Source organism: Streptomyces sp. NPDC057002 (assembly GCF_042673825.1).
Lineage (GTDB): Bacteria > Actinomycetota > Actinomycetes > Streptomycetales > Streptomycetaceae > Streptomyces.
Window position 1 is genome coordinate 670456 of record NZ_JBHURZ010000002.1, and the last position, 25155, is coordinate 695610.

The 25155-nt window shown below is 69.4% G+C and carries 19 protein-coding genes and 2 pseudogenes; 11 read left to right on the forward strand and 10 right to left on the reverse strand.

Features of this window, described 5'->3' with window-relative positions; translation table 11 throughout:
- Nucleotides 1-14: 14 nt before the first annotated feature.
- Nucleotides 15-698 carry a class I SAM-dependent DNA methyltransferase gene (locus tag ACFT32_RS11150; protein ID WP_382488149.1) on the reverse strand — a complete coding sequence of 228 codons (684 nt, stop codon included), beginning with the start codon at nucleotides 696-698 and terminating at the stop codon, nucleotides 15-17.
- 74 nt (nucleotides 699-772) lie between these two features.
- Here ACFT32_RS11150 and ACFT32_RS11155 point away from each other — a divergent pair.
- Nucleotides 773-1021, forward strand: a pseudogene (locus ACFT32_RS11155) (hypothetical protein); the annotation flags it as partial.
- Between the two features lie 59 nt (nucleotides 1022-1080).
- Nucleotides 1081-1854 (forward strand): threonine aldolase family protein, encoded by a 774-nt coding sequence (locus ACFT32_RS11160; protein WP_382488151.1) that lies wholly within the window; start codon nucleotides 1081-1083, stop codon nucleotides 1852-1854.
- 39 nt (nucleotides 1855-1893) lie between these two features.
- On the opposite strand, the gene ACFT32_RS11165 is transcribed toward ACFT32_RS11160, so the two are convergent.
- On the reverse strand, nucleotides 1894-3540 hold the full coding sequence (locus tag ACFT32_RS11165) for an alpha/beta hydrolase (protein ID WP_382488153.1): 1647 nt from the start codon (nucleotides 3538-3540) through the stop codon (nucleotides 1894-1896).
- A 246-nt stretch (nucleotides 3541-3786) separates the two neighbouring features.
- On the opposite strand from ACFT32_RS11165, the gene ACFT32_RS11170 reads away from it, so the two are divergent.
- Nucleotides 3787-4449, forward strand: a complete 663-nt coding sequence (locus ACFT32_RS11170) for a TetR/AcrR family transcriptional regulator (RefSeq protein ID WP_382488154.1) — start codon at nucleotides 3787-3789, stop codon at nucleotides 4447-4449.
- Nucleotides 4450-4682: 233 nt separating this feature from the next.
- On the opposite strand, the gene ACFT32_RS11175 is transcribed toward ACFT32_RS11170, so the two are convergent.
- Nucleotides 4683-4946 carry a hypothetical protein gene (locus ACFT32_RS11175; RefSeq protein ID WP_382488156.1) on the reverse strand — a complete coding sequence of 88 codons (264 nt, stop codon included), beginning with the start codon at nucleotides 4944-4946 and terminating at the stop codon, nucleotides 4683-4685.
- 43 nt (nucleotides 4947-4989) lie between these two features.
- Here ACFT32_RS11175 and ACFT32_RS11180 point away from each other — a divergent pair.
- Nucleotides 4990-5492 (forward strand): annotated as a pseudogene (locus ACFT32_RS11180) (alpha/beta hydrolase); the annotation flags it as partial.
- On the opposite strand, the gene ACFT32_RS11185 reads toward ACFT32_RS11180, so the two are convergent.
- Nucleotides 5432-6472, reverse strand: a complete 1041-nt coding sequence (locus tag ACFT32_RS11185) for a LacI family DNA-binding transcriptional regulator (RefSeq protein WP_382488158.1) — start codon at nucleotides 6470-6472, stop codon at nucleotides 5432-5434. The pseudogene ACFT32_RS11180 and the gene ACFT32_RS11185 sit on opposite strands and share 61 nt — an antisense overlap.
- Before the next feature lie 354 nt (nucleotides 6473-6826).
- Here ACFT32_RS11185 and ACFT32_RS11190 point away from each other — a divergent pair, with 354 nt between their 5' ends.
- Genes ACFT32_RS11190 through ACFT32_RS11200 form a run of 3 tightly spaced genes read left to right on the forward strand, consistent with a single transcriptional unit; the run spans nucleotide 6827 to nucleotide 9917 of the window.
- Nucleotides 6827-7777, forward strand: coding sequence for a carbohydrate ABC transporter permease (locus tag ACFT32_RS11190; protein ID WP_382488159.1), 951 nt, complete (start codon nucleotides 6827-6829; stop codon nucleotides 7775-7777).
- Entirely contained in the window at nucleotides 7774-8595 is an 822-nt protein-coding gene (locus tag ACFT32_RS11195) for a carbohydrate ABC transporter permease (protein ID WP_382488161.1), read from the forward strand. The genes ACFT32_RS11190 and ACFT32_RS11195 overlap by 4 nt, the downstream gene beginning before the upstream one ends.
- 56 nt (nucleotides 8596-8651) lie before the next feature.
- Nucleotides 8652-9917 (forward strand): ABC transporter substrate-binding protein, encoded by a 1266-nt coding sequence (locus tag ACFT32_RS11200; protein WP_382488162.1) that lies wholly within the window; start codon nucleotides 8652-8654, stop codon nucleotides 9915-9917.
- A gap of 74 nt (nucleotides 9918-9991) precedes the next feature.
- Here ACFT32_RS11200 and ACFT32_RS11205 read toward each other — a convergent pair whose 3' ends face one another.
- Both ACFT32_RS11205 and ACFT32_RS11210 read right to left on the reverse strand, forming a co-directional pair.
- Nucleotides 9992-11041 (reverse strand): Clp protease N-terminal domain-containing protein, encoded by a 1050-nt coding sequence (locus ACFT32_RS11205; protein WP_382488163.1) that lies wholly within the window; start codon nucleotides 11039-11041, stop codon nucleotides 9992-9994.
- 68 nt (nucleotides 11042-11109) lie between these two features.
- Nucleotides 11110-11550: a hypothetical protein gene (locus tag ACFT32_RS11210; RefSeq protein WP_382488164.1), complete on the reverse strand. Its 441-nt coding sequence runs from the start codon at nucleotides 11548-11550 to the stop codon at nucleotides 11110-11112.
- A gap of 276 nt (nucleotides 11551-11826) precedes the next feature.
- Between ACFT32_RS11210 and ACFT32_RS11215 the strand changes: the two genes are divergently transcribed.
- Both ACFT32_RS11215 and ACFT32_RS11220 read left to right on the forward strand, forming a co-directional pair.
- Nucleotides 11827-13608: a sensor histidine kinase gene (locus tag ACFT32_RS11215; protein ID WP_382488165.1), complete on the forward strand. Its 1782-nt coding sequence runs from the start codon at nucleotides 11827-11829 to the stop codon at nucleotides 13606-13608.
- Nucleotides 13609-13748: 140 nt separating this feature from the next.
- Complete coding sequence (locus ACFT32_RS11220; protein WP_382488166.1) at nucleotides 13749-14411, forward strand: response regulator; 663 nt, start codon at nucleotides 13749-13751, stop codon at nucleotides 14409-14411.
- Nucleotides 14412-14426: 15 nt separating this feature from the next.
- On the opposite strand, the gene ACFT32_RS11225 is transcribed toward ACFT32_RS11220, so the two are convergent.
- The 3 genes from ACFT32_RS11225 to ACFT32_RS11235 all read right to left on the reverse strand — a co-directional run bounded on the left by ACFT32_RS11225 (nucleotide 14427) and on the right by ACFT32_RS11235 (nucleotide 17041).
- A complete protein-coding gene (locus ACFT32_RS11225) occupies nucleotides 14427-15557 on the reverse strand; it encodes a sensor histidine kinase (RefSeq protein ID WP_382488167.1) in 1131 nt (376 codons plus the stop codon).
- Entirely contained in the window at nucleotides 15554-16270 is a 717-nt protein-coding gene (locus ACFT32_RS11230; protein WP_382488168.1) for a response regulator transcription factor, read from the reverse strand. The genes ACFT32_RS11225 and ACFT32_RS11230 overlap by 4 nt, the downstream gene beginning before the upstream one ends.
- Before the next feature lie 66 nt (nucleotides 16271-16336).
- Nucleotides 16337-17041, reverse strand: coding sequence for a VanZ family protein (locus tag ACFT32_RS11235; protein ID WP_382488169.1), 705 nt, complete (start codon nucleotides 17039-17041; stop codon nucleotides 16337-16339).
- A 242-nt stretch (nucleotides 17042-17283) separates the two neighbouring features.
- Here ACFT32_RS11235 and ACFT32_RS11240 point away from each other — a divergent pair, with 242 nt between their 5' ends.
- Complete coding sequence (locus ACFT32_RS11240; RefSeq protein ID WP_382488170.1) at nucleotides 17284-20646, forward strand: discoidin domain-containing protein; 3363 nt, start codon at nucleotides 17284-17286, stop codon at nucleotides 20644-20646.
- 38 nt (nucleotides 20647-20684) lie between these two features.
- Here ACFT32_RS11240 and ACFT32_RS11245 read toward each other — a convergent pair whose 3' ends face one another.
- Complete coding sequence (locus tag ACFT32_RS11245) at nucleotides 20685-21722, reverse strand: LacI family DNA-binding transcriptional regulator (RefSeq protein ID WP_382488171.1); 1038 nt, start codon at nucleotides 21720-21722, stop codon at nucleotides 20685-20687.
- A 230-nt stretch (nucleotides 21723-21952) separates the two neighbouring features.
- Between ACFT32_RS11245 and ACFT32_RS11250 the strand changes: the two genes are divergently transcribed.
- A complete protein-coding gene (locus ACFT32_RS11250; protein WP_382488865.1) occupies nucleotides 21953-25054 on the forward strand; it encodes a family 78 glycoside hydrolase catalytic domain in 3102 nt (1033 codons plus the stop codon).
- Nucleotides 25055-25155: the final 101 nt, after the last annotated feature.

The window sequence follows — 25155 nt, forward strand, 5'->3', positions numbered from 1 at the left end:
CGGAGAGGGAGCCGTCAGCCGTGCCGCCTGCAGCGCAGGAAGATCTGCACCTCGGGCGGTACGTCGGCGCTCGCGGGTGCGTAGGTGTAGGAGGCCTCCTCGACGATCTCGAAGCCGGCCGCCTCGACGGTCTCCCTCAGCTCGTCCCGCAGGTAGCCGGACACCCGGATGGTCTTTCCGAGGAACGGGATCGAGAAGTCGTCCACGTCGGCCTCCACCATCGACAGCACGAACATGCCGTCCGGCGCCAGTAGTCGGTGGACGGTCCGCAGCGCGAGGGGGATCTCGGTGCGCGGCAGCATGAGCAGGGAGAAGAAGGCGGCCACCGCGTCGAACCGGCCGAGGTCGCAGGGTCCTCCCGGCCGCAGATCAGCGATGTCCATCTGGTGGAAGGTGCCGTCGGGCACATGCTCGCGGGCAAGATCGACCATGCCGCCTGACAGGTCGACGCCGACGACCTCGAAGCCCGCCTCCGCCAGCTGTCGGGCGGTCGGGAGCCCGGTGCCGCATCCCAGGTCCAGCACGCGCGACCCGGCCGGCAGGGAGTCCACGAGCCACGCGGCGGCCGCGACCTGCCCTTCCTTGTGCGGGAAGGCCTCGTCGTAGTGGTCGCCGATGGCGTCGAAGGCCTCGGCCTGGCCGGTGCGGTCAGGCCCTACGTCCTCGTAGCCCAGCTTGCCGGGAGGGCTGCTGCTCACAGGTGTTCCCCCTTGCCGGTTATGCGTAGTTTTCTCATACATCCTCCCCTATCGGGTCAGGGGGGACACCCCGCATGCGCACGGCATCCCTTGCGCTACGCAATGTAGTGGGCGGTCGTGAGTTGCCGTCGTCGAACCGGCGGCGCTCCCTTTGGGCAAGCGGGCACCCTCCGTCCACGAACAGCAAGGAACCCGACCATGAGCACCACCGTCCCCACGGCTCGCGTCTTCAGCAGCGACAACGTCGCCGGGTCTTCGAGCGTGACGTCGACGTGCTGCTCGTCTCCACCGGGTCGGCCGCCAACGCCCTGAGCCTGGCCGCGCTCACCCCGCCCTGGGGCAGCGTGCTGTGCCACCGCGAGAGCCACATCAACAACGACGAGTGCGGGGCGCCCGGTTCTACACGGCGGGCGCCAAGCTCGTCCCGCTCGGGGGCCAGGACGGGAAGATCGACCCCGCCGAACTGCAGGGGGCCGTGCGGCACAAGGCCGGGGACGTGCGCAGTGTGGAACCCTCGGTCGTGAGCATCACGCAGGCCACCGAGACCGGGTCCGGGTACACCCTCGACGAGTTGCACACCCTCGGTCCGATCGCCAAGGAGGCGGGCCTGCGTCTGCACATGGACGGTGCCCGCTTCGCCGGAGCCGTCGCCGCGCTCGGCTTCAGCCCGGCCGAGACGACGTGGCGGGCGGGGGTCGACCTGCTCTCCTTCGGTGCCACGAAGAACGGCACGATGACCGCCGACGCGATCGTCGTATTCGCCCGCTCCCTCACCGCCGAACTCGCCTTCCGCGCCAAGCGGGCCGGCCAGCTCGCCTCCAAGACGCGCTTCCACGCCGCCCAGTTCGAGGCCTCCCTGACCGACGAGCTGTGGCTGCGCAACGCGAGCCACGCCAACGCGATGGCCGCACGACTCCAGGAGGGCCTGAAGGCGATACCGGAGGTCGGTGCGCTCGGCGCGGCCGACGCCAACATTCTCTTCGGCCGACTCCCGCAGCAGGCCATCGACGGTCTGCCGGCCGACGGCTTCGCCTGCCACCTCGGGAGCGACACCCAGTCCAGAAACCACTTCTCAGTCCGCCGCTCATCCATACCCGCCATGCCGCGGCATGGTTGCGAACCGGCATGCGACCTGTCGGGGCAAGCCCGTGAGTGACCGGTACCGGCCGGGGCAGCTACGCCGGAGTCGAGCGTGTCACAGGCTGCAACGGGCGTCGGTGGGCGGGGATTCGAGGTCGAGGAGATATTCATTGACCACGTCGTCGACGCACTTGCTGCCGCCGAGGAGGTAGGCGCCGTGCTGCTTGCCGTCGACTGTGAGCAGGCTTCCGCCGAGAGCTCGCGCCAGCGCGATGCCGCCCTTGTGCGGCGTCACAGGATCGCCGGTGACCGACACGACGAGCGTCTCGGGGAGGCCTTCGACATCGGCGAGCCAGGGCTCGTCGCGTGTGGGCGGCGCGGGCCACGCCTCGCATTCGCTGTGGTAGTTCCCCGCCGTGAACACATCGAGGTCAAACATTGGCGCGACCTCTCCGATCTCGCGTGCGAGCGCAGTCTGTTCCTGCGGCGTCAGTCGGGGCGAGTCCATGCAGCGCACGGCGATGTTCGTGTCGAAGTCCATGCCGTAGGCGCCGTCCGCCGTGCGGGCGTAGAAGGTGTCGCGCAGGGCGAGCATCTCGTCGGCGTTCCCCGCTTCGAGCGCGGTCAGGGCGGAGATGACGTCGGGCCAGTTCTTCTCGGAGTACAGTCCGCCGCTGATGCCGAGGTAGACGTCCCAGACGCTCAGGTCCCGGCCGTCGGTGGTCGGTGCCGGTGTCTCGACGAGCGGCTGGACGATCTCGTGCAGGCGGTCGTTCGCAGCGGCGGGGTCGGGGCCGAGAACGCAGCCGGGCGATTCTGCGCAGTGTGCGGCGAGGTCGTCGAACCGTGCCTGCAGACCGGTGAATGAGGAGAGGCGGGACTCGCTCGCCGTCAGGTCGGGCGAGACGGCCCCGTCGACCACGATCGCGCGGACCTTTTCGGGGTAGGTCGCGGCGTACATGGCGCCGAGCTCGGAGCCGTAGCTGTAGCCGAGGTAGGTCAGCTGGTCGTCACCGAGCACCTGTCGCATGATGTCCATGTCGCGCACGACGTTGGTGGACCCGGCGTTCACGAGGTTCGCGATGCCGCCAGAGCCGGCTGCGCAGCGCTCTGCGAGCTCGCCCGCCTCCTCGGCGCTCGTGATGTCGTACACCGTGCCGAACCGCGGCACGTCGCCCGCGTCGTACTCTTTGTCGGTGTAGCAGTCGAGGGCCGGGGTCGACGACCCGATCCCGCGAGGATCGAAGCCGACGATGTCGAAGCGCTCGGCGACGGGGCTTGCCTTCCACAGGGGCAGGGTGGACGCGACGAGGCTGCTGCCGGATCCTCCGGGTCCGCCCGGGTTCAGCAGCAGCGAGCCCTCGGTCTTGCCCGCAGCGGGGAGGCGCGTGAGCGCGATGTGCGCCCTCTTGCCCTGCGGCTTGTCGTAGTCGAGCGGAACCTCGACCGAGGCGCACTCGAGCGCCGGGTTCGCGAACAGCTTGGCGTCCGCCGCGCTCGTCGCGGTGTCCTCGCACCCGACCCAGTCGAGCTCTTGCCCGAGATAGGCGCCGAGGTCCGCATCCGCGCCGGAGTCCGGTGGAGGAGCGGCGGGCGCGCATCCGGCGAGCAGGAGGAGCAAGGCCGTGGCGGCCGCGCCGAGCGCGGTCTCGCGGTATCGGGATCGAGGGTCTAAGCGCATGCGTTTCTCCTGTGTCGAGCCGCGGTCGTGCGCGAGGGTGCGGCGGTGGTTGATAGCTCTCGATCCCGTCGGTCTCGGCATCCAGGAGCCGGTGATGACGGACGGTGAGTGCTCGTTGGTAATCAGCTCGAGCAGCTGCGGGGCGAGGAGGATCAGATTGATCGTCAGGATCCTTCCGCGCCCTACCGGTCCAGGGGTCGTGCCAGTCGTTCATGTCTCGCCCTGTCCGGGGTCGTAACGGGGCGGGGCACCGCCACGAAGCCCATCTAGCATGCTCATGCTAGAAAAAGTAGCACACGCATGCCAAAAAATGACTAGGATGGTGTCATGCCCAAGAGAGCCAACCCGGATGTCCGCCGAGAGCAGGTCGCCGACGCCGTGATCGACGAGATCGCCGCGCACGGGATCCGCTCGGTGACCCTCGCCCGGATCTCCGCACGCACCGGCCTGGCCATCGGCAGCATCCGGCACTACTTCGGCGACACCGTCCGCGAGGTCATGCGCTTCACGTTGGGCGTCCTCATGCAGCGCGCCGTGCGTCGCGACACGACGATGTCCGACGACCCGGTTGCACGGATTGTGGACGTGATCGCATTCGCCGCGCCGACCAGCGAGCAGGAGCGCCAGGAGAACATTGCCCTCGTCGAATACCGTGTCCTGGCGCGCACGGACCCGGAGCTCGCGGCCGACATCGCTGCGACGTCCCTCGAGGGAGCGGAGGTGATCCGCTCGTTGCTGCGCGATGCGCTGGCCGACCGCATGATCGACGAGGAGGCGCTGCACCGCGAGGCGCTCCTGCTGTTCGCCCTGATCGAGGGCTTCTCGTTCAGTTCGGCGCTGTTCTCCGCCCCGTTGCACGAGACGGACGTCCGTGCCGTCGTCACGGCGACCGTGCAACGTCTGCGCGACGCCTATCCGCCTTCCGAAGAAGCCGTCGGGGGAGCGGCTGGAGCTCCTGAGGCCGCCGAGGAGTCACGGAGCTACAGCTAGCACGTCATCGACACAACGCTCATGTCCGAGCGCGACCTGCGTGAGGTTTGCCCGGAGGAATCGGAGTGCCTCCTCGCGCAGGAGCAGGTACCCGGACGAATCAACCGCCTCAAAACGGCATCGTGAACCGGCGGCGAGAGCCGGTTCAGGCGCTGAGCGCTTCCGAGAGGCGCTGCGTCTCGGACCTCGCCGGTCGACCCCGGAAGGGCGACGGAGCCGACCCCGGAGCAGGGTCAGACCGCCTGCCCCACCTCGGCCTCGTCGAGGCGCTTGGCCTTGGGGATGAGGGCGATGAGCAGCGTGGCCACGGCGACCACGCCGGCGAAGAGCAGGAGCCCGTCGGTGTAGCTGTCGTCGACGTGGAACGCGGTTCCCTTCATCACCTTGCTGTTCTGCGCGACGACCGCGAACGCCACCTGGGTGAGCACGGCGGCTCCTGGCAGCGTTTCGAGGAAGCCGTCGAAGCGGCTGCGCCAGTAACTGTGCAGGGTGGCCATCCGGAGGTCGATCTCGTGCAGAACGCGGCTGCGAGCATCCCCACCTTCTCCGGTGGAGGACTGCTGCGCGGGCCTGTTGTGGACGGCCGAGCACGCGAAGGAGATCGGAGGCGACCCTGACCGCATCGGCCTCGCGTGGGGCAGCGCGGGCGGCGGGCTCGCCGCGGCGGTGGCGCTGCCGGCCCGCGACCGGGTTCGACCGAGCGTCCAACGAGACCGGATGGAGCGCGCTGCCGGAGAAGCGCGCGGCACGGCGGACGACTCGTCCTGCGCCACGCCCGCTCGCACCGATGACCTGTCTCGTCTCACCGGCGTTCATCGACGTGGGCTCGGCGGAGACCTTCCGCGACGAGGACGTCACGTACGCGAGCCGCATCTCGCGGGCGGGCGGCATCGCCGAGTTGTGTGTGGCCGGGCGTCTTCCACGGGTTCGACAGCCTGGTACCCGAAGCGGCCCTCTCTGGGACGCTCGCGCGCCCGACCGGCTACGGGGGAGGAGCGGCGGTGGTCCGGCGCGGCATGAGCGAAGGGGCGAGCTTGACCTGAACCGATGACTTGCCCCGGTCGGCTATCCGCTCCAGGAGGAGGCGCGCGGCGTTGTCGCCGATCTCGCGGCCCGCCTGGTCGACGCTCGTGAGGGAGATCGGGCCGAAGGAGGCGAAGGTCGTGTTGTCGTAGCCGGCCACGGAGATGTCGCCCGGGGCCGACACCCCGGCTTCGGCGAAGGCCTCCAGCACCCCCATGGCGACGACGTCCGCGCCCGCGAAGACGGCCGTGGGGCGGTGAGGCCGCGCCAGCAACTGCCTCGCGCCCTCGTACCCGCCCTGCTGCGTGTAGCTGGTGGAGACGACGTCGATCTCCTCCCCGAGGCCGAGGGCTCGCATGGCACGCCGATAGCCCTCCGCGCGCTGGGCGTTGGGCATCTCCTCGATGCGGGTCCGGTCGGTTTCGTGGTGCTCGATGTGCGCGATCCGGCGGTGTCCGAGGCCGACCAGATGACGGACGAGCATGGACGCGCCCGCCACGTCGTCGTCCGTCACCGTGTCGTAAACGGGGGAGTGCCCGTGACGGCCGACGACCACGGTCGGTACGGCGGAGGCGACGCGCTCGAGACGGGCGCGCGACGACACGGGGGCGATCAGGACGACGCCGTCCATGCCGCGGTCGATCATGGCCTCGGTGACGCGGGCCTCCGTCTTCTCGTCGTTGCAGCCGCCAGGCCCGAGGAAGACCTGGTAGTCGGTGTCCGCGAGCCGGCCGGTGATCCCGTCGAGGATCTCGGGGAAGAAGGGATTGCGGATGTCGGGCAGCATCACGCCGATGGTGTACGTCTGACCCCGCAGGCCCCGGGCCGCCGCGAGCGGCCTGTACCCCAGCTCGTCGATCGCCCGGCGCACCTTCGCGCGCATCTCGGGACTGGCTCCGTAGGCGTTGCGCAGCACCTTGGAGACCGCTGTCGTGGACACCTGAGCGTGCCGTGCGACATCGATGATCGTGACGCGGCGAGTCGGTGCCGGCTGTTCCATCCCGGGGCCTCCGGCGCGATGGGGAACGTTGCCGGAGAGTGTACGGATCACGTCCCGCTTCAGTAAGGCAACGGCGTGATCCTCCTGAGTCGTCTCAGGGATCAAACCCCTGGGCACACGCAACGGCTATGCAGCGTGCGCGGCATCTTGACGACATGCGGGACGCTCTCTAGGGTCTGGCAACACCCGTTGGGAAACGTTACCCACGGAGCAGGGTCTCCAGGGGTGTCCGACCCCGGTGCCCGACCATACTCCTCCAGACCTGGAACACGGCCCGGTGGCCACACGTCGCCGAGTCGGCCGAACCTCGATCGCGCCGCGCGTTTTGAAACGTTTCAAGGAAGAGGTCCGCCCGTGACCCTCGCCCCGCACGAGCACCTGCCGGACCAGGACCGCATGCCCCGCACGGCGCCGGCGGTCAGGGCACCGCGCCAACCTCGCGCGAGACCCTCCTGGTGGTTCGCCGCTCCCGCCCTGCTGCTGTTCGCCTTCGTCGTCCTGGTGCCGAGTGCCCGCGGTGTGTACTACGCCTTCACCGACTGGGACGGCCTCGACCCCGACTTCTCGTTCGTCGGCCTGGACAACTTCACCGCCATGGCCGGCGACGCCGACGCCAAGCAGGCCGTCTGGCACACCCTGCTGATCGCCGTGTCGATCACGGTCTTCCAGAACGGCCTCGGCCTGCTGTTGGCCCTCGGGGTCAACACGGCCATCAGGTCCCGCAACGTGCTCAGGGTGTTCCTGTTCGCTCCGGCCGTGATCACCCCGATCGTGACGGCCTACCTCTGGCGCAACCTGCTCGGCCCGCAGGGCGCCGTCAACAGCCTGCTGGGCGCCGTGGGGCTGGACGGCTTGCGGCAGGACTGGCTGGGCAGCCCGGACCTCGCGCTGTGGGCCCTGGTCGCCGTCATCGTGTGGCAGTACGCGGGCTACTCCATGGTCATCTTCCTGGCCGGACTCCAGTCGGTGCCCAAGGAGATCCATGAGGCGGCGGCGATCGACGGCGCCGGTCCCGTACGGCGTTTCTGGTCGGTGACCCGTCCACTGCTCGCACCGGCGTTCACCATCAATCTGATGCTGTCGATCATCGGCGGGATCAAGCTCTTCGACCAGGTGTACGCGCTGACCGGCGGAGGACCGGGGCACGCCACCGAGACCATTTCGACGCTGATCTACAAAGACGCCTTCACACTGGGCGAGTTCGGCTACAGCATCGCGCTCGCGGTGGTGCTGACGATCATCGTCGCGGTCGTCTCCACCGGGCAGTACGTCGCGCTGTTCCGTAACGAGAGGGCCGCGTCATGAACCGCTACCGTCCCCGCACCCTCGCCCTCGAACTGGCGATGATCGCCGCCGCGCTGTTCATCGGTTTCCCGGTGTACGTCCTGGTCAACCTCGCCGTACGGCCGGCCTCGGACACCTCCTCACCCATCGCGCCGACGGCCTCGCCGACCCTGGACAACTTCACCCAGGCCTGGCAGCAGGGCGCGCTCGGCGGGGCGCTCGCCAACAGCGTGCTGGTGACGACGTGCAGCGTCGCCGTCGTGCTGGCCGTCTCGTCCCTCGCCGCGTACCCGCTGGCCCGTGTCACCGCCCGCTGGTCCCGAGGGGCGTACCTGCTGGTCCTCCTCGGTCTCGTACTGCCCTTCCAGCTCGCCTCGCTGCCGCTCTACCAGACCATGCGTGACATGGGCCTGCTCGGCACCCCGTGGGGACTGGTCCTCTTCTACTCCGGGCTCCAAGTGCCGTTCACGGTCTTCCTCTACACCGGCTTCCTGCGTGCCCTGCCCCGCGACTTCGAGGACGCCGCCCTGATCGACGGCTGCACACCTTGGCAGGGCTTCCGGTACGTGGTGCTGCCGATGCTCAAGCCGATCACCGTGACGGCGCTGGTGCTCAACGCGGTCGCCGTGTGGAACGACTTCTTCACTCCGCTGCTGTACCTCAGCGGCAGCGACCGGCAGACCCTGCCGGTCGCGATCGCCGGGTTCGTCGGCCAGTACGTCACCGACTGGAACCTCATCTTCGCCGCACTCGTGATCAGCGTCCTGCCCGTCCTGATCGTCTACTTCCTGCTGCAGCGCAGCATCATCAACGGCTTCGCGGGCGGGCTGCGGGGATGAACCCGCACCTTTTGGCCCGCCCGCACGGCCGCGGCCGTTCCTCCCAGGGAGACATCATGAAGACACGCATACCCACGGCCCTTCTGGCCGGTGTGACGGCGACGGCCTTTCTGGTCGCCTGCGGAGGCGGCACCAAGGCCGGAGACTCCGGCGGCGGATCGAAGACGCTGACGCTGGCCTCGGTCGACCAGGGCTCCGTCGAAGACGTCGTGAAGGCCTTCGAGAAGGCCAACCCGGGAGTCAAGGTCCGCTACACCACCAGCGGTGCCGACCAGTACCAGCAGCAGATCCGTACCCAGCTCGCATCGGGCACCGCACCCGATGTGATGTCGGTCTGGCCGGGCAACGGCAACCCGGGCGCCACCCACGTCCTGGCCAAACCCGGTTATCTGCGTGACCTCTCCGACCAGCCGTGGGCCGCCAGGATGCCCGAGGCGATCAGGACGGTCGCCCAGTACGACGGCAAGACCTACACCGCGATCTTCGGGCAGAACGGCATCGGCGCCGTCTACAACCAGCAGGCCATGGACAAGGCCGGACTCACCCCGCCGGACACCTGGAGCGAACTGCTGGACTTCTGCAAGGCCGCGAAGGCCGAGGGAACCCCCGCCTTCGCCCTGGGCAACCAGGACAACTGGGTGACCCAGCTCGTCCAGTACGCGCTCGTCGCCACGACCGTCTACGGCCCCGACCGCGACTTCGACCAGAAGATGCAGGCCGGTCAGGCCACCTTCGCGAAGTCGCCCTGGACCACCGCCCTGGACAAGTACCTGACGATGGAGAAGACCGGCTGCTTCCAGCAGAACCCCCTCGGCACCAACTACGAGGCCAGTCAGCAGCTCGCCGCCTCCGGCAAGACCCTCGGCATCGTCCAGGGCAACTGGGTGATAGCCCTCCTCAAGGGCAAGAACCCGAAGGGCACCTTCACCTTCAAGGCGCTGCCGGCCACCGACGACCCCTCGGCGACCCTCATCCCGGCCGCCGCGGGCGCCGGCTACGGCGTCAACGCCAAGACGAAGAACGAGGACCTGGCCCTGAAGTTCGTGAACTTCGTGATGTCGCCCGAGGGCATGAACCTGTTCGCGAAGAAGCAGGGCAGCCTTCCTTCCCTGCCCGACACGGGCTATGCGGTCGACCCGTCCCTGACCGAACTCGCCACGTTCGTCAAGGCGAACCGCACCGTGCCGTTCATGGACCAGCTGTGGCCCAACGCCAAGGTCCAGCAGACCATGCTCAGCGGCCTCCAGGAGGTCTTCAGCGGCCAGTCCACCCCCGGCAAGGTCCTCAAGGAAATGGACACCGACTACCGAGCCGGCAGCTGAGACACGTGAATCCCCTTGCAACTCGTGTCCATCACTGACGACTTGAATGCACGAGGGCCGACGTGGTTGCCCTGTCAGTCGCCGGGAGCGATGGTCAACGCGTCGATCAGCTGCCGGGCTCGTGTCTCCTCCCTCAGGAGGGTCTCGATCAGGGGGCCGGTGCCCGGGTCGTTCGTCGACGCGTTGCCGGAGTCGGCCGACCGCACGGCGCGGGGGCGTGCGGCCTCATCGAGGTACTGCTTGGCGGGCCGGGCGTCGGCAGTCAGGAGGACGCGGTCACCGGTCAGGGCATGGTGAACCGAGGCGTAGTCGATGCCCAGGCGGGCCAGCCGCTCACCGCCTGCGTACCGCGTGTCGGGACCAGGGGTACTCGCCTTAGCCAGGTGCGGATACTGCAGCGCGACCTCGTGGGTGGCCAGAACCGCCAGCAGGACATGCTCGGTGCCCACCTCCCGGGTGCCGAGACGGTGTGCTTGGTCGTACGTCTCCCTGCTGACCCAAAAGGCCGGCGTCGACGCCCAGTTGATCCCGCAGAACTTGAGTACCCACCGCTGCAAGAAGGGCATGTGCCGATAGTGGCTACGGCCGAGGAGAACGTCGCGGGTGGAGTGAAGCAGGGGAGTGAGGCCGTAGTCCTGTCGGCCTCCGGTTCCGCCGTCGAGTCGGGCGCGCACGGCCTGCGGTGAGACGCGGCATGCGCCCAGCAGTTCCACCGCGCGGTTGTCCTCCTCCAGCAACGCCCGCAGCAGATGCACGGCGGTGAGCTTCGCCGCGTCCTCCCGCTGTGCCCGCCTCATCGCCGCGGTCAGCGCCCTGGCCGCGGCGCCGGTCAGGCGGTCCCGGTCCCCGTCGTCGCCCAGCACGTCCCGCGCGGCAACGCTTGCCTCGGCGTCGTCGGCATCGCTCCAGGCACCGTCCCGGTCCATTCTGTCCCGCAGCACCGCCATCAGCGCGGTCTTGGTCGCTCCTTCGTCGTCGAGTGCTTTGCGCGCCGGCCCTTTGGCCGTGGTGATGCCGGCCAGCAGATGCTCGGTTCCCGTGGGTCCCTCGGCGGACCCCCGGGCGCCGCGGGCGGCCCCCAGGATTCCGATGATGTTCCAGTCGGGCTCCTTGATCGCTTCCATGCAACCTTTCCTCTTCGGGCGGTTCGGGTGGTTCTGCGGGGCGGCGGCTTCCGGCACCGGATTCCATGTCAGCGCGACTGCAAGGCGTCCAGCGCCACGGCCTGTGCGATGGCGAGGCGGCGGTCGAGTCCGGGGGCCGCGATGTCGAGCACGTACCGGTCGCGCAGCCCGAACCTCTTGTCGACCGCCATCAACCGCTTGTCGCCCTCGGTGAAATCGAAGTGGTATGGCCAGGCGAACGGCACGAAATCGATGACCGGCACAAACTCCCAGACGCGTCGCAGGAGGGCCACCAACCGGTTGCGCTCGCGCCCGGTGAGCTCCACCGTGCCTGGCTGCTCCAGGATCCACGTCGAGCGAAGCAAGGAGGCCACGGGCTTTTCGCGAAACGACCCGATGGGGTTCCCCTCCTCGTCCCGCACGGTGTAGGCGGCGCCGATATCGAGGACTTGGCCGGCCTCGAAGCTGCACAGGACGCGGTCCCTCGACTCGTCGGCGTAGATGGTCACCTGTTCCTTGAGCGCCAGAACCGATCGTGCGCCTGCAGTCGTGCGTTGCCCACGTGACGCCTCCCGCCTTTTCGTCTCTTGCGCGGCCTGCCGCACCATCGTCACCGCGACGGGTGGCCCGTAGCAGTCCCCGGAAGTCGTGGCTCGCAGCGACCAACGGCTACGGCGGCGGCGCGCCCGACAGCGCCTGACGCACCTGTGGTTGTCGACTTTCGTCGTTCGCCGTCACGACGCAGGGATGATGCCGTGCTCCCGGGCGCTGACTATCGTCGGCCCGTGGAACTGGACGAAGCACACACCACCCGCACCGTACGGTCGCTCCGCCTCCGGCTTGCCGCCGCGTCCCCCTGGAGCCGCAGAAGGATCGCCGGGGAGATCGTGCTCACCGTCGCCCTCGCCGGGTTCGCGGTGCTGTTCGAGGCAGTGAGGGCCGGTGATGGCCTGCGAACCTTCGCGGTCGTGGCGGGCATTGCCGTGCTGTCGCTGATCAGGCGTGCGCTGCCGGTGACGGTGCTGGTCGTCTCCGCCGGCGCGGCAGCGGTCTTGCTGTCCGCGGTGCCGCTGATGGTCTACGCGAGCTGGTCGGCGGGAAGCCGCATCACCAAACCCGGGCGCGTGGTCGCTGCCTACGCTGCCGCGCTCGTCCTCCATACCGTGCTGTCCGCCCACGAGGAGATCAGTGGCTCAGGCCTGTCGCTTCCGGTCACCGGCGCGCTGAGCGCGGCAGCGTTTCTCACGCTGGGAATCGTGCCGGGACTGGTGTCCCGCTACCGGGCGCAACGCCGCTCGCTGCTGGACGCGCTGCAGCGGAACAACGCCCAGCTCGTGCGCGAGCAGGCGATGGTGGCTCGACAGGCGCGCCTGCTGGAGCGAGGCCGCATAGCCCAGGACATGCACGACAGCCTCGGCCACCAACTCGCCCTGATCTCCGTGCACGCGGGCGCCCTCCAGGTCGATCCGGACCTGACCGACCGCCAGCGGGAAGGGGTCCGGATCCTGCGTGACGCCTCCGTGGCCGCGATGGGGGAGCTGCGCGAGGCCGTCGGCATCCTCCACGAAGACCGGGACGACCCGAACCGGCCCGACGACCACACCGAGCACGCCAGGCACTCTCCGGCCGCGGCCACCCACGCGGGCGGCGGGCGCCCGCTCTCCCGGGCCGTGTCCTCCATCGACGGCCTGGTGGCAACGTCCCGGGCCGCGGGCGCGACCGTGGAACTGCACCGGTCCGGCGCCGCCCGGCAGTTGGCGCCCGCCGCCGACCACGCGGCGTACCGCATAGCCCAGGAGGGCCTGACCAACGCCCACAAGCACGCCCCGGGCGCCTCGATCACCGTTGCCCTGCGCTACGAACCGGACAGCCTGGTGGTGGAGGTCGCCAACGGGCCCGCGCCGGCCGGGGCGCCGGGCACCCCGGCAGCGATCAGCGGCGGTCAGGGACTGGCGGGCCTGCGGGAGCGGGCCCGGCTCATCGGCGGCATGGTGCACACCGGCCCCACCGCGGACGGCGGCTTCCGCATCGCGGGGATGCTGCCCTACGGCACCGGGCACGGCGAGCACGGGCACCGTCCGGACGATGCGACCTCCGTCAGCCCGGACGACGACTTCGGAGGACAGCCAGAGGCCGGACCCGAGGGCAACGGTGGAACGGTCATCAACCGTTCCGACAAGCACGGGGAGTACGCCGCCATCATGAGCAGCAAGAAGAACGTGGCCATCGGCTGCGCCGTCACAGCCCTCGTCCTCGGCGTGAGTGTGATCGCCCTCGGCATATGGGGGGTGAGCGCGCTGATGGACGAGCTGGACAAGTCCACGATCCCGGTGAGCGTGTACGAGTCGGCGAAAGAGGGCGACCCCGAAGCCGATGTGCAGGCCGAGCTGCCCGATGAGGACTCCTTCCTGACGGCGGAACTGGCGGACCAGGGCCCGCGGATACCCAAGGACGCCACCTGCCGCCACTTCGCGTCCGACGACCCCGACGACACCTCGACCATCTTCCGGTTCTGCTTCCGCGACGGAAAGCTGGTCACGAAGCAGACCTTCAAGGACGGGAGTTGATCCGCAGGGCCGAGATCCGCAGGGCCGAGAAATGACCCGGCCCGCGATATAGCCCGTCCGCGCGATGAACCCCGACCGGATCAAGGCATGATGGCGAGGCCATGCCATCGCCTTCCGACCGACACCGCCCAGGAGGCCGTGTGATCCGGGTCCTCGTCGCCGACGACGAGCCGCTCATCCGAGCCGGCATCAGGATGATCCTCAACTCGGCCGACGACATCGACGTGGTCGCCGAGGCCGGCGATGGCCGAGAGGCGGTGAAGCACGCCCGCGGCACCGCCGTCGACGTGGCCCTGCTGGACATCCAGATGCCGGTGATGGACGGGCTGAAGGCGCTGGCCGAACTGGCCCGCGCCGCACCGCAGGTGCGGGTGCTGATCCTCACCACCTTCGGCGAGCGCGACAACGTACTGCGCGCGCTCGGCCACGGCGGCGCGGGCTTCCTGCTCAAGGACACCGCGCCCGACGAGCTGATTCACGCGGTGCGGGCGGCGGCGGCCGGGAACGCCTATCTCTCGCCTGCGGCCACCCGGCACGTGGCGGACGCCCTTGCCTCCCCCATGGCCACCGTCCGCGCGGAGGAGGCCAGGCGCCGCCTCGACGGACTGACCGCACGGGAGCGCGACGTCCTCGCCCTGCTCGGCGAGGGCCTGTCCAACGCGGACACGGGCAGGCGGCTGCACATGAGCGAAGCCACCGTGAAGACCTACGTCAGCCGAATCCTGACCAAGCTCGACTGCGACAACCGGGTGCAGGCGGCATTGCTCGCCCGCGACGCCGGGCTGCACCCGGACGCGGTGTGACCGCCGGTCAGCGATCTAGTGGTCCCCGCTCGGGGACGATGTCTGCGGTATGCCGGGGAGTCGGATCGTGACGAGGAGACCTCCGGTGGGGCGGGGTGTGAGGTCGAGGGTGCCGTCGTGGGCTCGGACGATGCTGTGCACGATGGCCAGCCCCAGGCCGACGCCGGGGTGCTCGTCGGCGCGTACGCGTTCCGTTCCGCGTCGGAAGGGTTCGGTGAGGGTCGGTACCAGTTCCGATGAGAGCGGGAGGCCCGTGTTCTCGACCCGCAGCACGCTCGCGTCGTGCTGCGGCTCGGTATGGATCGTTACGGTGCCGCCGGCGGCGAGGTTGTGGACGATGGCGTTCTGGACCAGGTTGGTCACCATCCGCAGGATGAGTGCCGGGGAGCCGACGGTCTGTGTGGTCTCGCCGGTGACATCGAGCGTGATCCGGCGTTTCTCGGCGAGTGGAAGCAGCGTTTCAGCGGCTTCTTCGGCGACGAGGGACAGGTCGACGGGCTCGCGGGTGAAGCTGTGGCGCTCACTGCGGCTGAGCAGCAGGAGCGCCTCGGTGAGGTCGATCGCTCGCGTGTTGACCGCGTAGAGGCGTTCGATGAGTTCGCCCTGATCCCGGGTGGGATCCTTGCGGGCTACGTCGAGGAGCGTCCGCGAGATCGCCAGCGGGGTGCGCAGCTCATGGGAGGCGTTCGCGGCGAACCTCTGCTGTTCGGCGATGTGGGACTCGAGTTGGTCGAGCATCGAGTCGAACACGTCGGAGAGCTCACGGAATTCGTCCTGCCGGCCCTTCATATGGATCCGGTGGGACAGCGACCCGTTCCCGGCCGCCCGTGCAGCGTCCGCGATCCGGGTGAGTGGTGCGAGCATCCGGCCGGCGAGGATCCATCCGCCCAGAAGGCCGAACACGAGCAGGAAGGCCAGTGCGATGGCCGCTGCGGGGGCGAAGCCGCGCAGGAGGTCGGCGCGGTTGGGCCCGATGAAGATCACGCCGCCGAACGTTCTCCTGATGGATCCGGGGTCGTCGGTCGGTAGCCAGCGCAGCACGAACACCCACACCACGGCCAGCAGGAGAGTGCCGGCGATGAGGAGGAATCCGGCATAGCTGATGGTGAGTTTCATTCGGGCGCTGAGCCCTGGGCGCCTGTTCACGGGGTACTGCCGGGGTGGGAGGTGTCCATACCGGTTTCCATGCCGGTTTCCATGCCGGTGTCGATCCGGTAGCCGACGCCGGGCACCGTGGCGATGATCCATGGTTCGCCGAGCCGTTTGCGCAGTGCGGAGACGGTGATGCGCACGGCGTTGGTCAGGGGGTCGGCGTTCTCGTCCCAGGCCCGTTCCAGCAGCTCTTCGGCGCTGATGACCCCGCCCTCGGCGGCGACGAGGACTTCCAGCACGGCGAATTGCTTGCGGGTGAGCGCGACGTAGCGTCCGTCACGGAAGACCTCCCGCCGGAAGGGGTCGAGCCGCAGTCCCGCGATCTCGCGGACCGGGGGCCTGGAGTGCGCGCGCCTGCGGTCGAGCGCTCTCAGCCGCAGGACGAGTTCCCGCAGCTCGAACGGTTTGGTGAGGTAGTCGTCGGCGCCGAGCTCGAACCCGGAGGCCTTGTCGTCGATCCGGTCGGCTGCGGTGAGCATGAGGATCGGGATGCCGCTGCCGGAGGCGACGATGTGCCGGGCGACCTCGTCGCCGGAGGGGCCGGGGATGTCCCGGTCGAGGACGGCGAGGTCGTAGGAGTTGACGCCGAGCAGTTCCAGGGCGGACTCGCCGTCGGCCGCGATGTCGGCGGCGATCGCCTCCAGCCGCAGACCGTCACGGACGGCTTCGGCCAGATAGGGCTCGTCCTCCACGATCAGTACGCGCATGTCCGAAGCCTAAGCAGCACAACATATCGCGGACATATCCAAAAATGTGTGCCGAGGACGCGCGACTCAGCCTGCCGGTGCCGGCGCCGGGCGAGGCTCGTCCGACGGGGCGTGCGCCGCAGTGCGCCACCAGCGGCGTGACGCCATTGCGGCCAGCACGGCTCCGGCGGCGTTGACCAGTACGTCGTCCACGGACGACACCCGGTCGAGGCGCAGGACGTACTGTGCGGTTTCGACCAGGACCGAGCAGCCCGCCCCGAGCGCCAGGATCCGCGGTACCGACGCCAGTGCCGCGAACCGCATGGGGGCGAAGAACCCCAGCGACGCGAAGACCAGCAAGTTGCCTACGATCCCGAGCGGCCCCATCGTGACCAGGTCCCGCAGCGGCACCAGACTCACCCGGGCGGGGGCGATGCCGGGCTCGGCGCCCGGCATCATGGTCAGCCACAGGAACGGCACCGTCCCGTGGACCATGCCCACCTCGGCCAGCGACATCCGCCCCGCCGATATGACGCCGGCGGCACGCCGACGCAGCGCCAGAGCCCACACCACCAGCGCGGCCAACGGCAGCGCGACCAACGTCATGAGCACCACACCGTTGAACGTGTCGAAGCAGCCGTGCCACCGCCCCGCCATGCACACCGGAGCAGACATCAAGAGCGGCCCCCGCACGACGAACGCGGCGCTCGCCAAGCCGAGGATCGCCATGCTGCCGAGCACGATCTTGCACATGCGGCGGAGGGGTATCGACCGGGCTGCGTCGCGATTCATGCCCCCATTGGAAGCGTTGGACCGTTGCCGCGGCGTAGGCGAATTTCGATACGCCCGCGATAGATGCCGCGCCGTTTCAGCCGCCAGTCCTTCACGTTCGCCCGAGCCCAACCCATTGACAAGCCCTTCCAGGGGGCTGAAGATCGCGCCTGCAAGACCAGAAATGAATCGATTCAAACGATCCGTCCCCACAGGTCTTGCCTCTCCTCCCTCCTCGACAGGCTCCCGGGAAGGTCCACTCGATGTATAACGTTTCCCGTCGAACAGCCCTGCGCTCGGCCATAGCCGTGGCCCTCGCTCCCACGATCGGTTCCCTCATCCTCCCCGGCCTCGCACCGGCGGTGTCCGCCGCGGAGTCCTGGTCCGCCAAGTGGATCTGGGCGGCGTCCAGTTCGACGAACCAGTGGGTCGCCTTCCGCAGGTCGTTCCGGCTGGCTTCCGTGCCTGACAGGGCCGTGACGCGGATCGCGGTGGACTCCAAGTACTGGCTGTGGGTGAACGGCACCCTGGTGGTCTTCGAGGGCGGCCTCAAACGCGGCCCCAACCGCACCGACACCTACTACGACGAGATCGACCTCGCCCCGTACCTCAACAGCGGCGGCAACACGATCGCGCTGCTCGTATGGCACTTCGGCAAGCAGGGCTTCTCACACAACAGCAGCGGCAAGGGCGGCCTGCTCTTCCGGTCGGAGATCCGGACCGGCACGACCACCACCCACCTGGTCAGTGACACCGACTGGAAGCACACCGTCCACCACGGCTACTCGCACGACACCAGCGGTCCGCAGGCGAACTTCCGGCTGCCCGAGTCGAACATCCACTACGACGCCCGGGACGCGACCGCCCTGGCGGGCTGGCGGTCCCCGGGATTCGACGACAGCGGCTGGACGGCGCCCACCGACTTCGGGGCCGCCGGCTCCGCGCCCTGGAACGACCTCGTCCGCCGGCCGATCCCGCTGTTCCGCCACTCCGGCCTGAAGCCCTACACCAACGCCGCAGCCCTCCCGGCCACCGGCCAGGGCTCCACCGCGATCTCGGCCGGCCTCCCGTCCAACATCCAGGTCACCCCGTATCTCAAGGTGGATGCTCCGGCCGGCGCGGTCATCGGCATCCAGACCGACCACTACGACGACGGCGCCAACCTGACCGGGATCGAGCCCGGCACCGGCTACAACGTCCGCTCCACCTACGTCTGCACCGGCGGAGTCCAGGAGTTCGAGTCGCTGGGCTGGATGAGCGGCACCGCGGTCCGGTACACCGTCCCGGCCGGTGTCACGATCCTGGATCTGAAGTACCGGGAGAGCGGCTACGACACCGACTTCGACGGGTCGTTCACCAGCAGCGACGCCTTCTTCGACACCCTGTGGTCCAAGGCCGCGCGCACGATGTACGTCAACATGCGGGACAACTACATGGACTGCCCGACCCGCGAGCGCGCCCAGTGGTGGGGCGACGTGGTCAACCAGCTGAAGGAGGGCTTCTACACCTTCGACACCAGATCCCACGCGCTCGGCGCGAAGGCCATCTCCCAGCTGGCCTCCTGGCAGGAGCCCGGCGGGGTGCTCTACTCCCCGATGCCGTCGGTGATCTGGACCGCCGAACTGCCCGTCCAGATGCTCGCCTCGGTCTGGTCCTTCTGGACGTACCACCTCTACACCGGCGATGTCGACGCCGTCACCGGCGCCTACCCGGCGGTGAAGAAGTACCTGAACCTGTGGACCCTGGACGGCGACGGCCTGGTCACCCACCGCGCGGGGGACTGGGACTGGGAGGACTGGGGCGGCGACATCGACGCCCGCGTCCTCGACAACTGCTGGTACTACCTGGCCCTGGACACCGCCGCCAAGCTCGCCGACCTCAGCGGCAACCGCGGTGATGTGGCCGGCTGGCGGGCCCAACGGGACAGCATCAAGGCCAACTTCGACCGCGTGCTGTGGAACGCCTCCCGCAACGAGTACCGCTCGCCCGGCTACGCCCGCGACACCGACGACCGCGCCAACGCCCTGGCCGTCGTCGCGGGTCTGGCGCCCGCCTCCCGCCACCGTGCCGTCACCGAGGTGCTGCGCACCCACCTCAACGCCAGCCCGTACATGGAGTTCTACGTCCTGGAGGCGCTGTACCTGATGGGCGCGGCCACCGTCGCCGAGGAGCGGATGCGCAACCGCTTCGCCGCCCAGGTCGCCGACCCCGCCTGCCACACCCTGTGGGAGCTGTGGGACAAGGCGGCCGGCACCGACAACCACGCCTGGAACGGGGGCCCGCTGTACGCGCTGTCCGCGTACGCCGCCGGTGTGCGCCCGACCCGGCCCGGCTGGACGACGTACGAGGTGATCCCGCAGACCGGCACGCTCACGAAGATCGACACGGTCACGCCCACCGTCAAGGGCGACATCCGCTTCCGTATCCGACGCGAGGGCACCCAGGCCACCCTGACGCTCACCTCGCCGAACGGAACGACCGCCCGGCTGGGCGTCCCCACGTACGGCGGCTCCCGGCCCGTCATCAAGGCGAACGGCACCACCGTCTTCAGCGGCGGCTCCGCCACGGGCGGCGTCAGCGGACTCGCCCATGACGGCCAGGACTCCTCGTACGTGTACTTCACCGTCCGGCCCGGCACCTGGACCCTCACGGCGACGGGCACCGGCCGCCTCGACAACCTCGCTCTCGCCAGGTCCGTCACCAGCAACAACAGTCTGGAGAACGGCGACTGGGGCAGAAACCGGCTCACCGACGGCAAGCTCACGAGCGTGAACGGGGCCAAGGGTTACACCAGCAACGAGTTCGCCTCCGCCGACGTCGGCGCGAACGCCGTGTGGGTGGAGATCGACCTCGGCGCGGACACCGACCTCGACGCCGTACGGCTCTTCCCCCGCACCGACACCTCCGCGGTGGGCGGCGGTACCGCGGGCTTCCCCGTCGACTTCACCTTCCAGACCCGGGGCGACGGCTCCAGCGCGTACACCACCGTCCGCACGGTCACCGGTCAGGCGAACCCCCGCGGGCTCGTCCAGACGTACGGCTTCAAGACGATCAGCGCCCGCTACGTCCGTCTGCGGGCCACCAGGCTCGGCGCGCACGCCGCCGACGAGTCCGCCAAGCACCGTCTTCAGCTCGCCGAACTCACGGTCCCCACCGCCGGCACCACGGTCACCAGCAACTACACCCTGGAGAACGGCGACTGGGGCAAGACCAGGGTCATGGACGGCGCCACCACCAGCGTGAGCGGTGCCAAGGGCTTCACCAGCATCGACTTCGCCTCCGCCGGCGTCAGTGACACGCCCGTGTGGATCGAGGTCGACCTGGGCGCCGACCGGGCGATCGGCACCGTCACCCTTCACCCGCGCACCGACACCCAGGGAGCCGGCGGCGGCACGGCGGGTTTTCCCGTCGACTTCACCTTGCAGACCCGCGCCGACGGCGGATCCGCCTACACGACCGTCCGCACCGTTACCGGCCAGGGCAACCCCGGAGGAGCCGCCCAGACCTACACCCTCACCTCCGCCACCGGCCGCCACCTGCGCCTGCACGTCACCGGGCTGGGGACGCCCGCCTCCGACGAGACGGCCAAGTACCGTTTGCAGCTCGCCGAGATGCACGTCGGGTAGCGGACCTCGTACACCCCGCCGGGCGTGCGCCGGCCGGCCTACGCCGACGGCGGGGCCGTGGTCCGGCGTGGCATGAGCGTGGGGGAGAGCATGACCCGGGTCGACGGCTTGTGACGGTCGGCGATCCGGTCCAGCAGAAGGCGTACGGCGTTCCTGCCCATTTCGTGGCCTGCCTGGTCGACGCTGGTCAGGGAGATGGGGCCGAACGCGGCGAAGGTGGTGTTGTCGTAGCCGGCCACGGAGATGTCGCCGGGGACGGTCAGTCCGGCCTCGGCGACCGCTTCCAGCACACCCATGGCGACGATGTCCGCTCCGGCGAAGACGGCGGTGGGCCGGTGCGGGCGGGCCAGCAGCTGCCGCGCGCCCTTGTACCCGCCTTCCTGCGTGTAGCTGGTGGACACGACATCGGTCCACTCCTCCAGGCCGTGCGCCCGCATGGCCTGCCGGTATCCGTCGGCGCGCCGGGCGTTGGGCATCTCCGCGAGGCGCGCGGGATCGGTTTCGTGGTGCTCGATGTGGGCGATCCTGCGGTGCCCGAGACCGGCGAGGTGGCCGACGACCAGGGACGCGCCCTCGATGTCGTCGTCGGCCACGGTGTCGAAGAGCGGGGACGTCCCGTGGCGGCCGATGACGACGGTCGGCACGGCGGAGGCGACGTGTTCGAGGCGGGCTCGCGAGGACACGGGGGCGACCAGGACGATGCCGTCCATGCCGCGGTCGATCATCGCCTCGGTGACGCGGGCCTCCGCCTTCTCGCCGTTGCAGCCAGGTCCGAGGAACACCTGGTACTCGGTGTCCTCCAGTGAACCCGTGATGCCGTCGAGGATCTCGGGGAAGAACGGATTGCGGATGTCGGGCAGCATCACGCCGATGGTGTACGTCTGACCGCGCAACGCCCTGGCGCCCGCGTGCGGCCGGTAGCCCAGCTCGTCGATCGCGCGCCGCACCTTGGCACGCATCTCGGGGCTGGCGCCATAGGCATTGCGCAGCACCTTCGACACGGCGGTCGTGGAGACCTGGGCGTGACGTGCCACGTCGACGATGGTGACCCTGCGACGCGGTGCTGGCGGCTCCATCCGGTCCCTTGCCTCTCTGGGAAACGCTGCCGCCGAGTGTATGCCCGGCATCTTGACGCCCCGCGGGGCGCTCTCTAGGGTCGGGCCCACATCTCTTCGTAAAACGTTATCCACCGCTGGCCGGGTGGTGACGTGATCTTAGTTTTTGAATCGATTCAGTACCGGAGGAAGCAGGCGTGAGTCATGATGCAGTGCGTCGTCGGACCGTGCTCGCCGCGACGGCCGGAGCCATGTCGGTAGGGGCCGGGGCCGGTGTCCCGGGAGGCGGAACGAGTGCCGCCGCCGCGGAGCCGTCCCCGCTTCCGAAGAGCCACGCGGTGGGGGCGCTGACCGTCGAACACCGCACCGATCCCCTGGGCATGGACGCGAGCAGGCCGCGCTTCGGGTGGCACATACGGTCGGCAACCCGTGGCCGGAGCCAGGGGTCGTACCAGATCCTCGTGGCCAGCTCGCCCGACAAACTGTCCGCCGCCCGCGCGGACCTCTGGAACAGCGGACGCGTCCGCTCCTCCGATTCCGTCGCCGTCCGCTACGCGGGCAAGCCGCTCGGCGCCTCCACCCGCTACCACTGGACCGTCACCGTCTGGGACGCCGAAGGCCGCCCGGTGGGCGTCGCGTTCCCGTCCACCTTCGAGACCGGCCTGATGAGCACCGACGGTGTGGCCGGGTGGGACGGCGCGCAGTGGATCGGGATGAAGGGGAAGGCGCCCCGCTCGGCCGGTGCTCCCATGCTGCGGAGGGAGACACCCCTCAAGACGTCCCTCAAGACGTCCCTCAGGACCGACGGCCGGCGGCGGGTCCGCGAGGCACGGCTGTACGTCTCGGCTCTCGGGGTCTACGACGCCTACGTCAACGGACGCCATGTGACCGTCCCGCAGGACGGCGGCACCACGATCGAACTGCTGCCCCCGGGCTGGACCAACTACGACGCGCGTATCAATTACCTGACGTACGACGTCACGGACCTCGTGACGCGGGAGCAGGCGGTCACCCTCGCCTTCGTCCTGGGCAATGGCTGGTACAACGGCCGGGTCTCCGAGGGCAGCACGTACTGGTCGAAGGACGGCAACGCCCTCGCGGTCAAGGCCAAGCTGCTGATCCGGTACGCCGACGGCACCTCGCAGTCGGTCGTCACCGAGCCGGACGGCACCTGGAAGGCCACGGACACCGGCCCCCACCGGGCCGACGACATCTACGACGGCCAGACCTACGACGCCCGGAAGGAGCTGACCGGCTGGACGGCGCCGGGATTCGACGACAGCGCCTGGGCCGACGTGGCACGCGTCGCCTTCGAGGACAAGTACCCGGGCGTCCAACTCCTCGCCTACCCGGCCGAGACGGCGCGCCTGATGCCGAAGTGGGACCGCCGGCCGCGGTCGATCACCGTAGCCACCGGAGTGACCGGCCAGGACGGCAGCCCCAACGGCAAGGGGCGCATCGTGGTGGACCCCGCCCGCACCGTGACCGACCCTGAGCAGGCGGCCTCCGCCTCCGTGACGATCGGCGGCGGCGAGACCGCCGTCTTCGACCTCGGCCAGAACATGGTCGGCGTCGCTCGCTACCGCCTGCGCGGCCCGGCCGGCGCGCGGGTCGAGTTCAGGTTCGGCGAGATGCTCAACGACGACAGTGCCGGCGCGGACGGCCCCGAGGGCTCCGTCTACCGGGCCAACCTCCGCAGCGCCAAGGCCACCAGCACCTACATCCTCAAGGGTGACCGGAAGGGCGAGACCCATCAGGACTCACTGACCTTCTACGGCTTCCGCTATGTGTCCGTCACCGCGACGGACACCGTCACGATCACCGGTCTGACCGGCAAGACGGCGACGTCCGCGATCCGCGAGACCGGCACCCTCACCACGAACGACCCCGACATCAACCGGCTGATGAGCAACATCCGTTGGGGCCAGCGCGGCAACTACCTCTGGGTGCCCACCGACTGCCCCCAGCGCGACGAACGCCTCGGCTGGACCGGCGACACCCAGGTCTTCGCCACGACCGCCCTCTACAACGCGGACGCCGGTGTCTTCCTCGGCCACTTCCAGGACACCGTCGTCGACTCCCAGACCATCTACGGCACGGACAAGGCACAGTTCACCGGAGTGGCTCCCGGCGGGCGGTACAACTTCCCCGATGGCGGCAGCGGTTGGGCCGACTGCGGCGTCGTCCTCCCGTGGACCGTGTGGCAGATGACGGGTGACGCGACCATCGTCGAGAGCAGCTGGCCGGCGATGACCCGCTATCTGGACTGGATCCGTGAGCAGACCGGTGACACCTACGCCGGCCAGGGGTCCCTCACCGGCGACTGGCTGGCACCGCAGAAGACCAGCGCGCAGCTCATGAGCGATGTCTACTACGGCTACTCCGCGCGGTTGATGGCGCAGATGGCCCGGGCGATCGGACGGACGGCGGAGGCCGAGGCGTACCAGCGTCTCTTCGGGCGCATCCGGCAGGCGTTCATCGCCAAGTACCTGAGCACCGGGGACGGCCGGGTCACGGTGAAGTCCAGCCTCGGCGACGCCTCCCCGATCGAACCCGGCGCCGACCCCAACCAGAAGACGGAGGACAACAGTCAGACCGCGCTGCTCTGGGTCCTCAAGCTCGGGTTCTACGAGACGCAGGCACAACGCCGCGCGCTCGTCGGGCACTTGGCCGACAACATCGGCAACGACGCGGCCTACAAGGCGGCACACCCGGACAGCAGCCGGGTCAAGTACGCCGAGAACACGCTGTCCGTCGGTTTCCTGGGCGTCAACGTCCTGGCCCCCGTCCTCGCCGACGAGGGCCGCGCCGACCTGGCGTACGAACTGCTGCACCAGGACGCCCTGCCGTCCTGGCTGTACTCGGTGAAGAACGGCGCCACCACCGTCTGGGAGCGCTGGAACTCCTACTCCGAGGACGCGGGCTTCGGCCCGGTCAGCATGAACTCCTTCAACCACTACGCCTACGGCGCGATCATGGAGTGGATGTACACGCACATGGCCGGCATCGCCCGCGACCCGGACAGCCCCGGCTTCAAGCACTTCCTGCTGCGGCCCCACCTCGACCCCACGGGCAGGATCACCCGGGTGGCGGGCTCGTACGAGTCGCCCTACGGCGAGATCCGAAGCGCGTGGGAGGTCGTCGAGGCGGGACGGGCCCTGGAATACGAGGCCGCGGTGCCCGCCAACAGCGAGGCGACCCTGCGCCTTCCCGCCAGCTCCGCCGATGCCGTCCGTGAGGGACGCACCCCGCTGGCGCAGGTGCCCGGAGTGCGTTACCTCGGATTCGCCGAGGGGGTGTGCGCGTACCGTCTGCCGTCCGGGCGGTACCGACTGACCGCGGCGCTGCGCTGACATCGCAGCCGGCGCATGCCCTGTCTTCTTGAAATCCGGGGCTGACTACGATGGTCCGTCGGTGTTCGATTGCACCGTGTCGGTCACGGGCGGCCGACCTC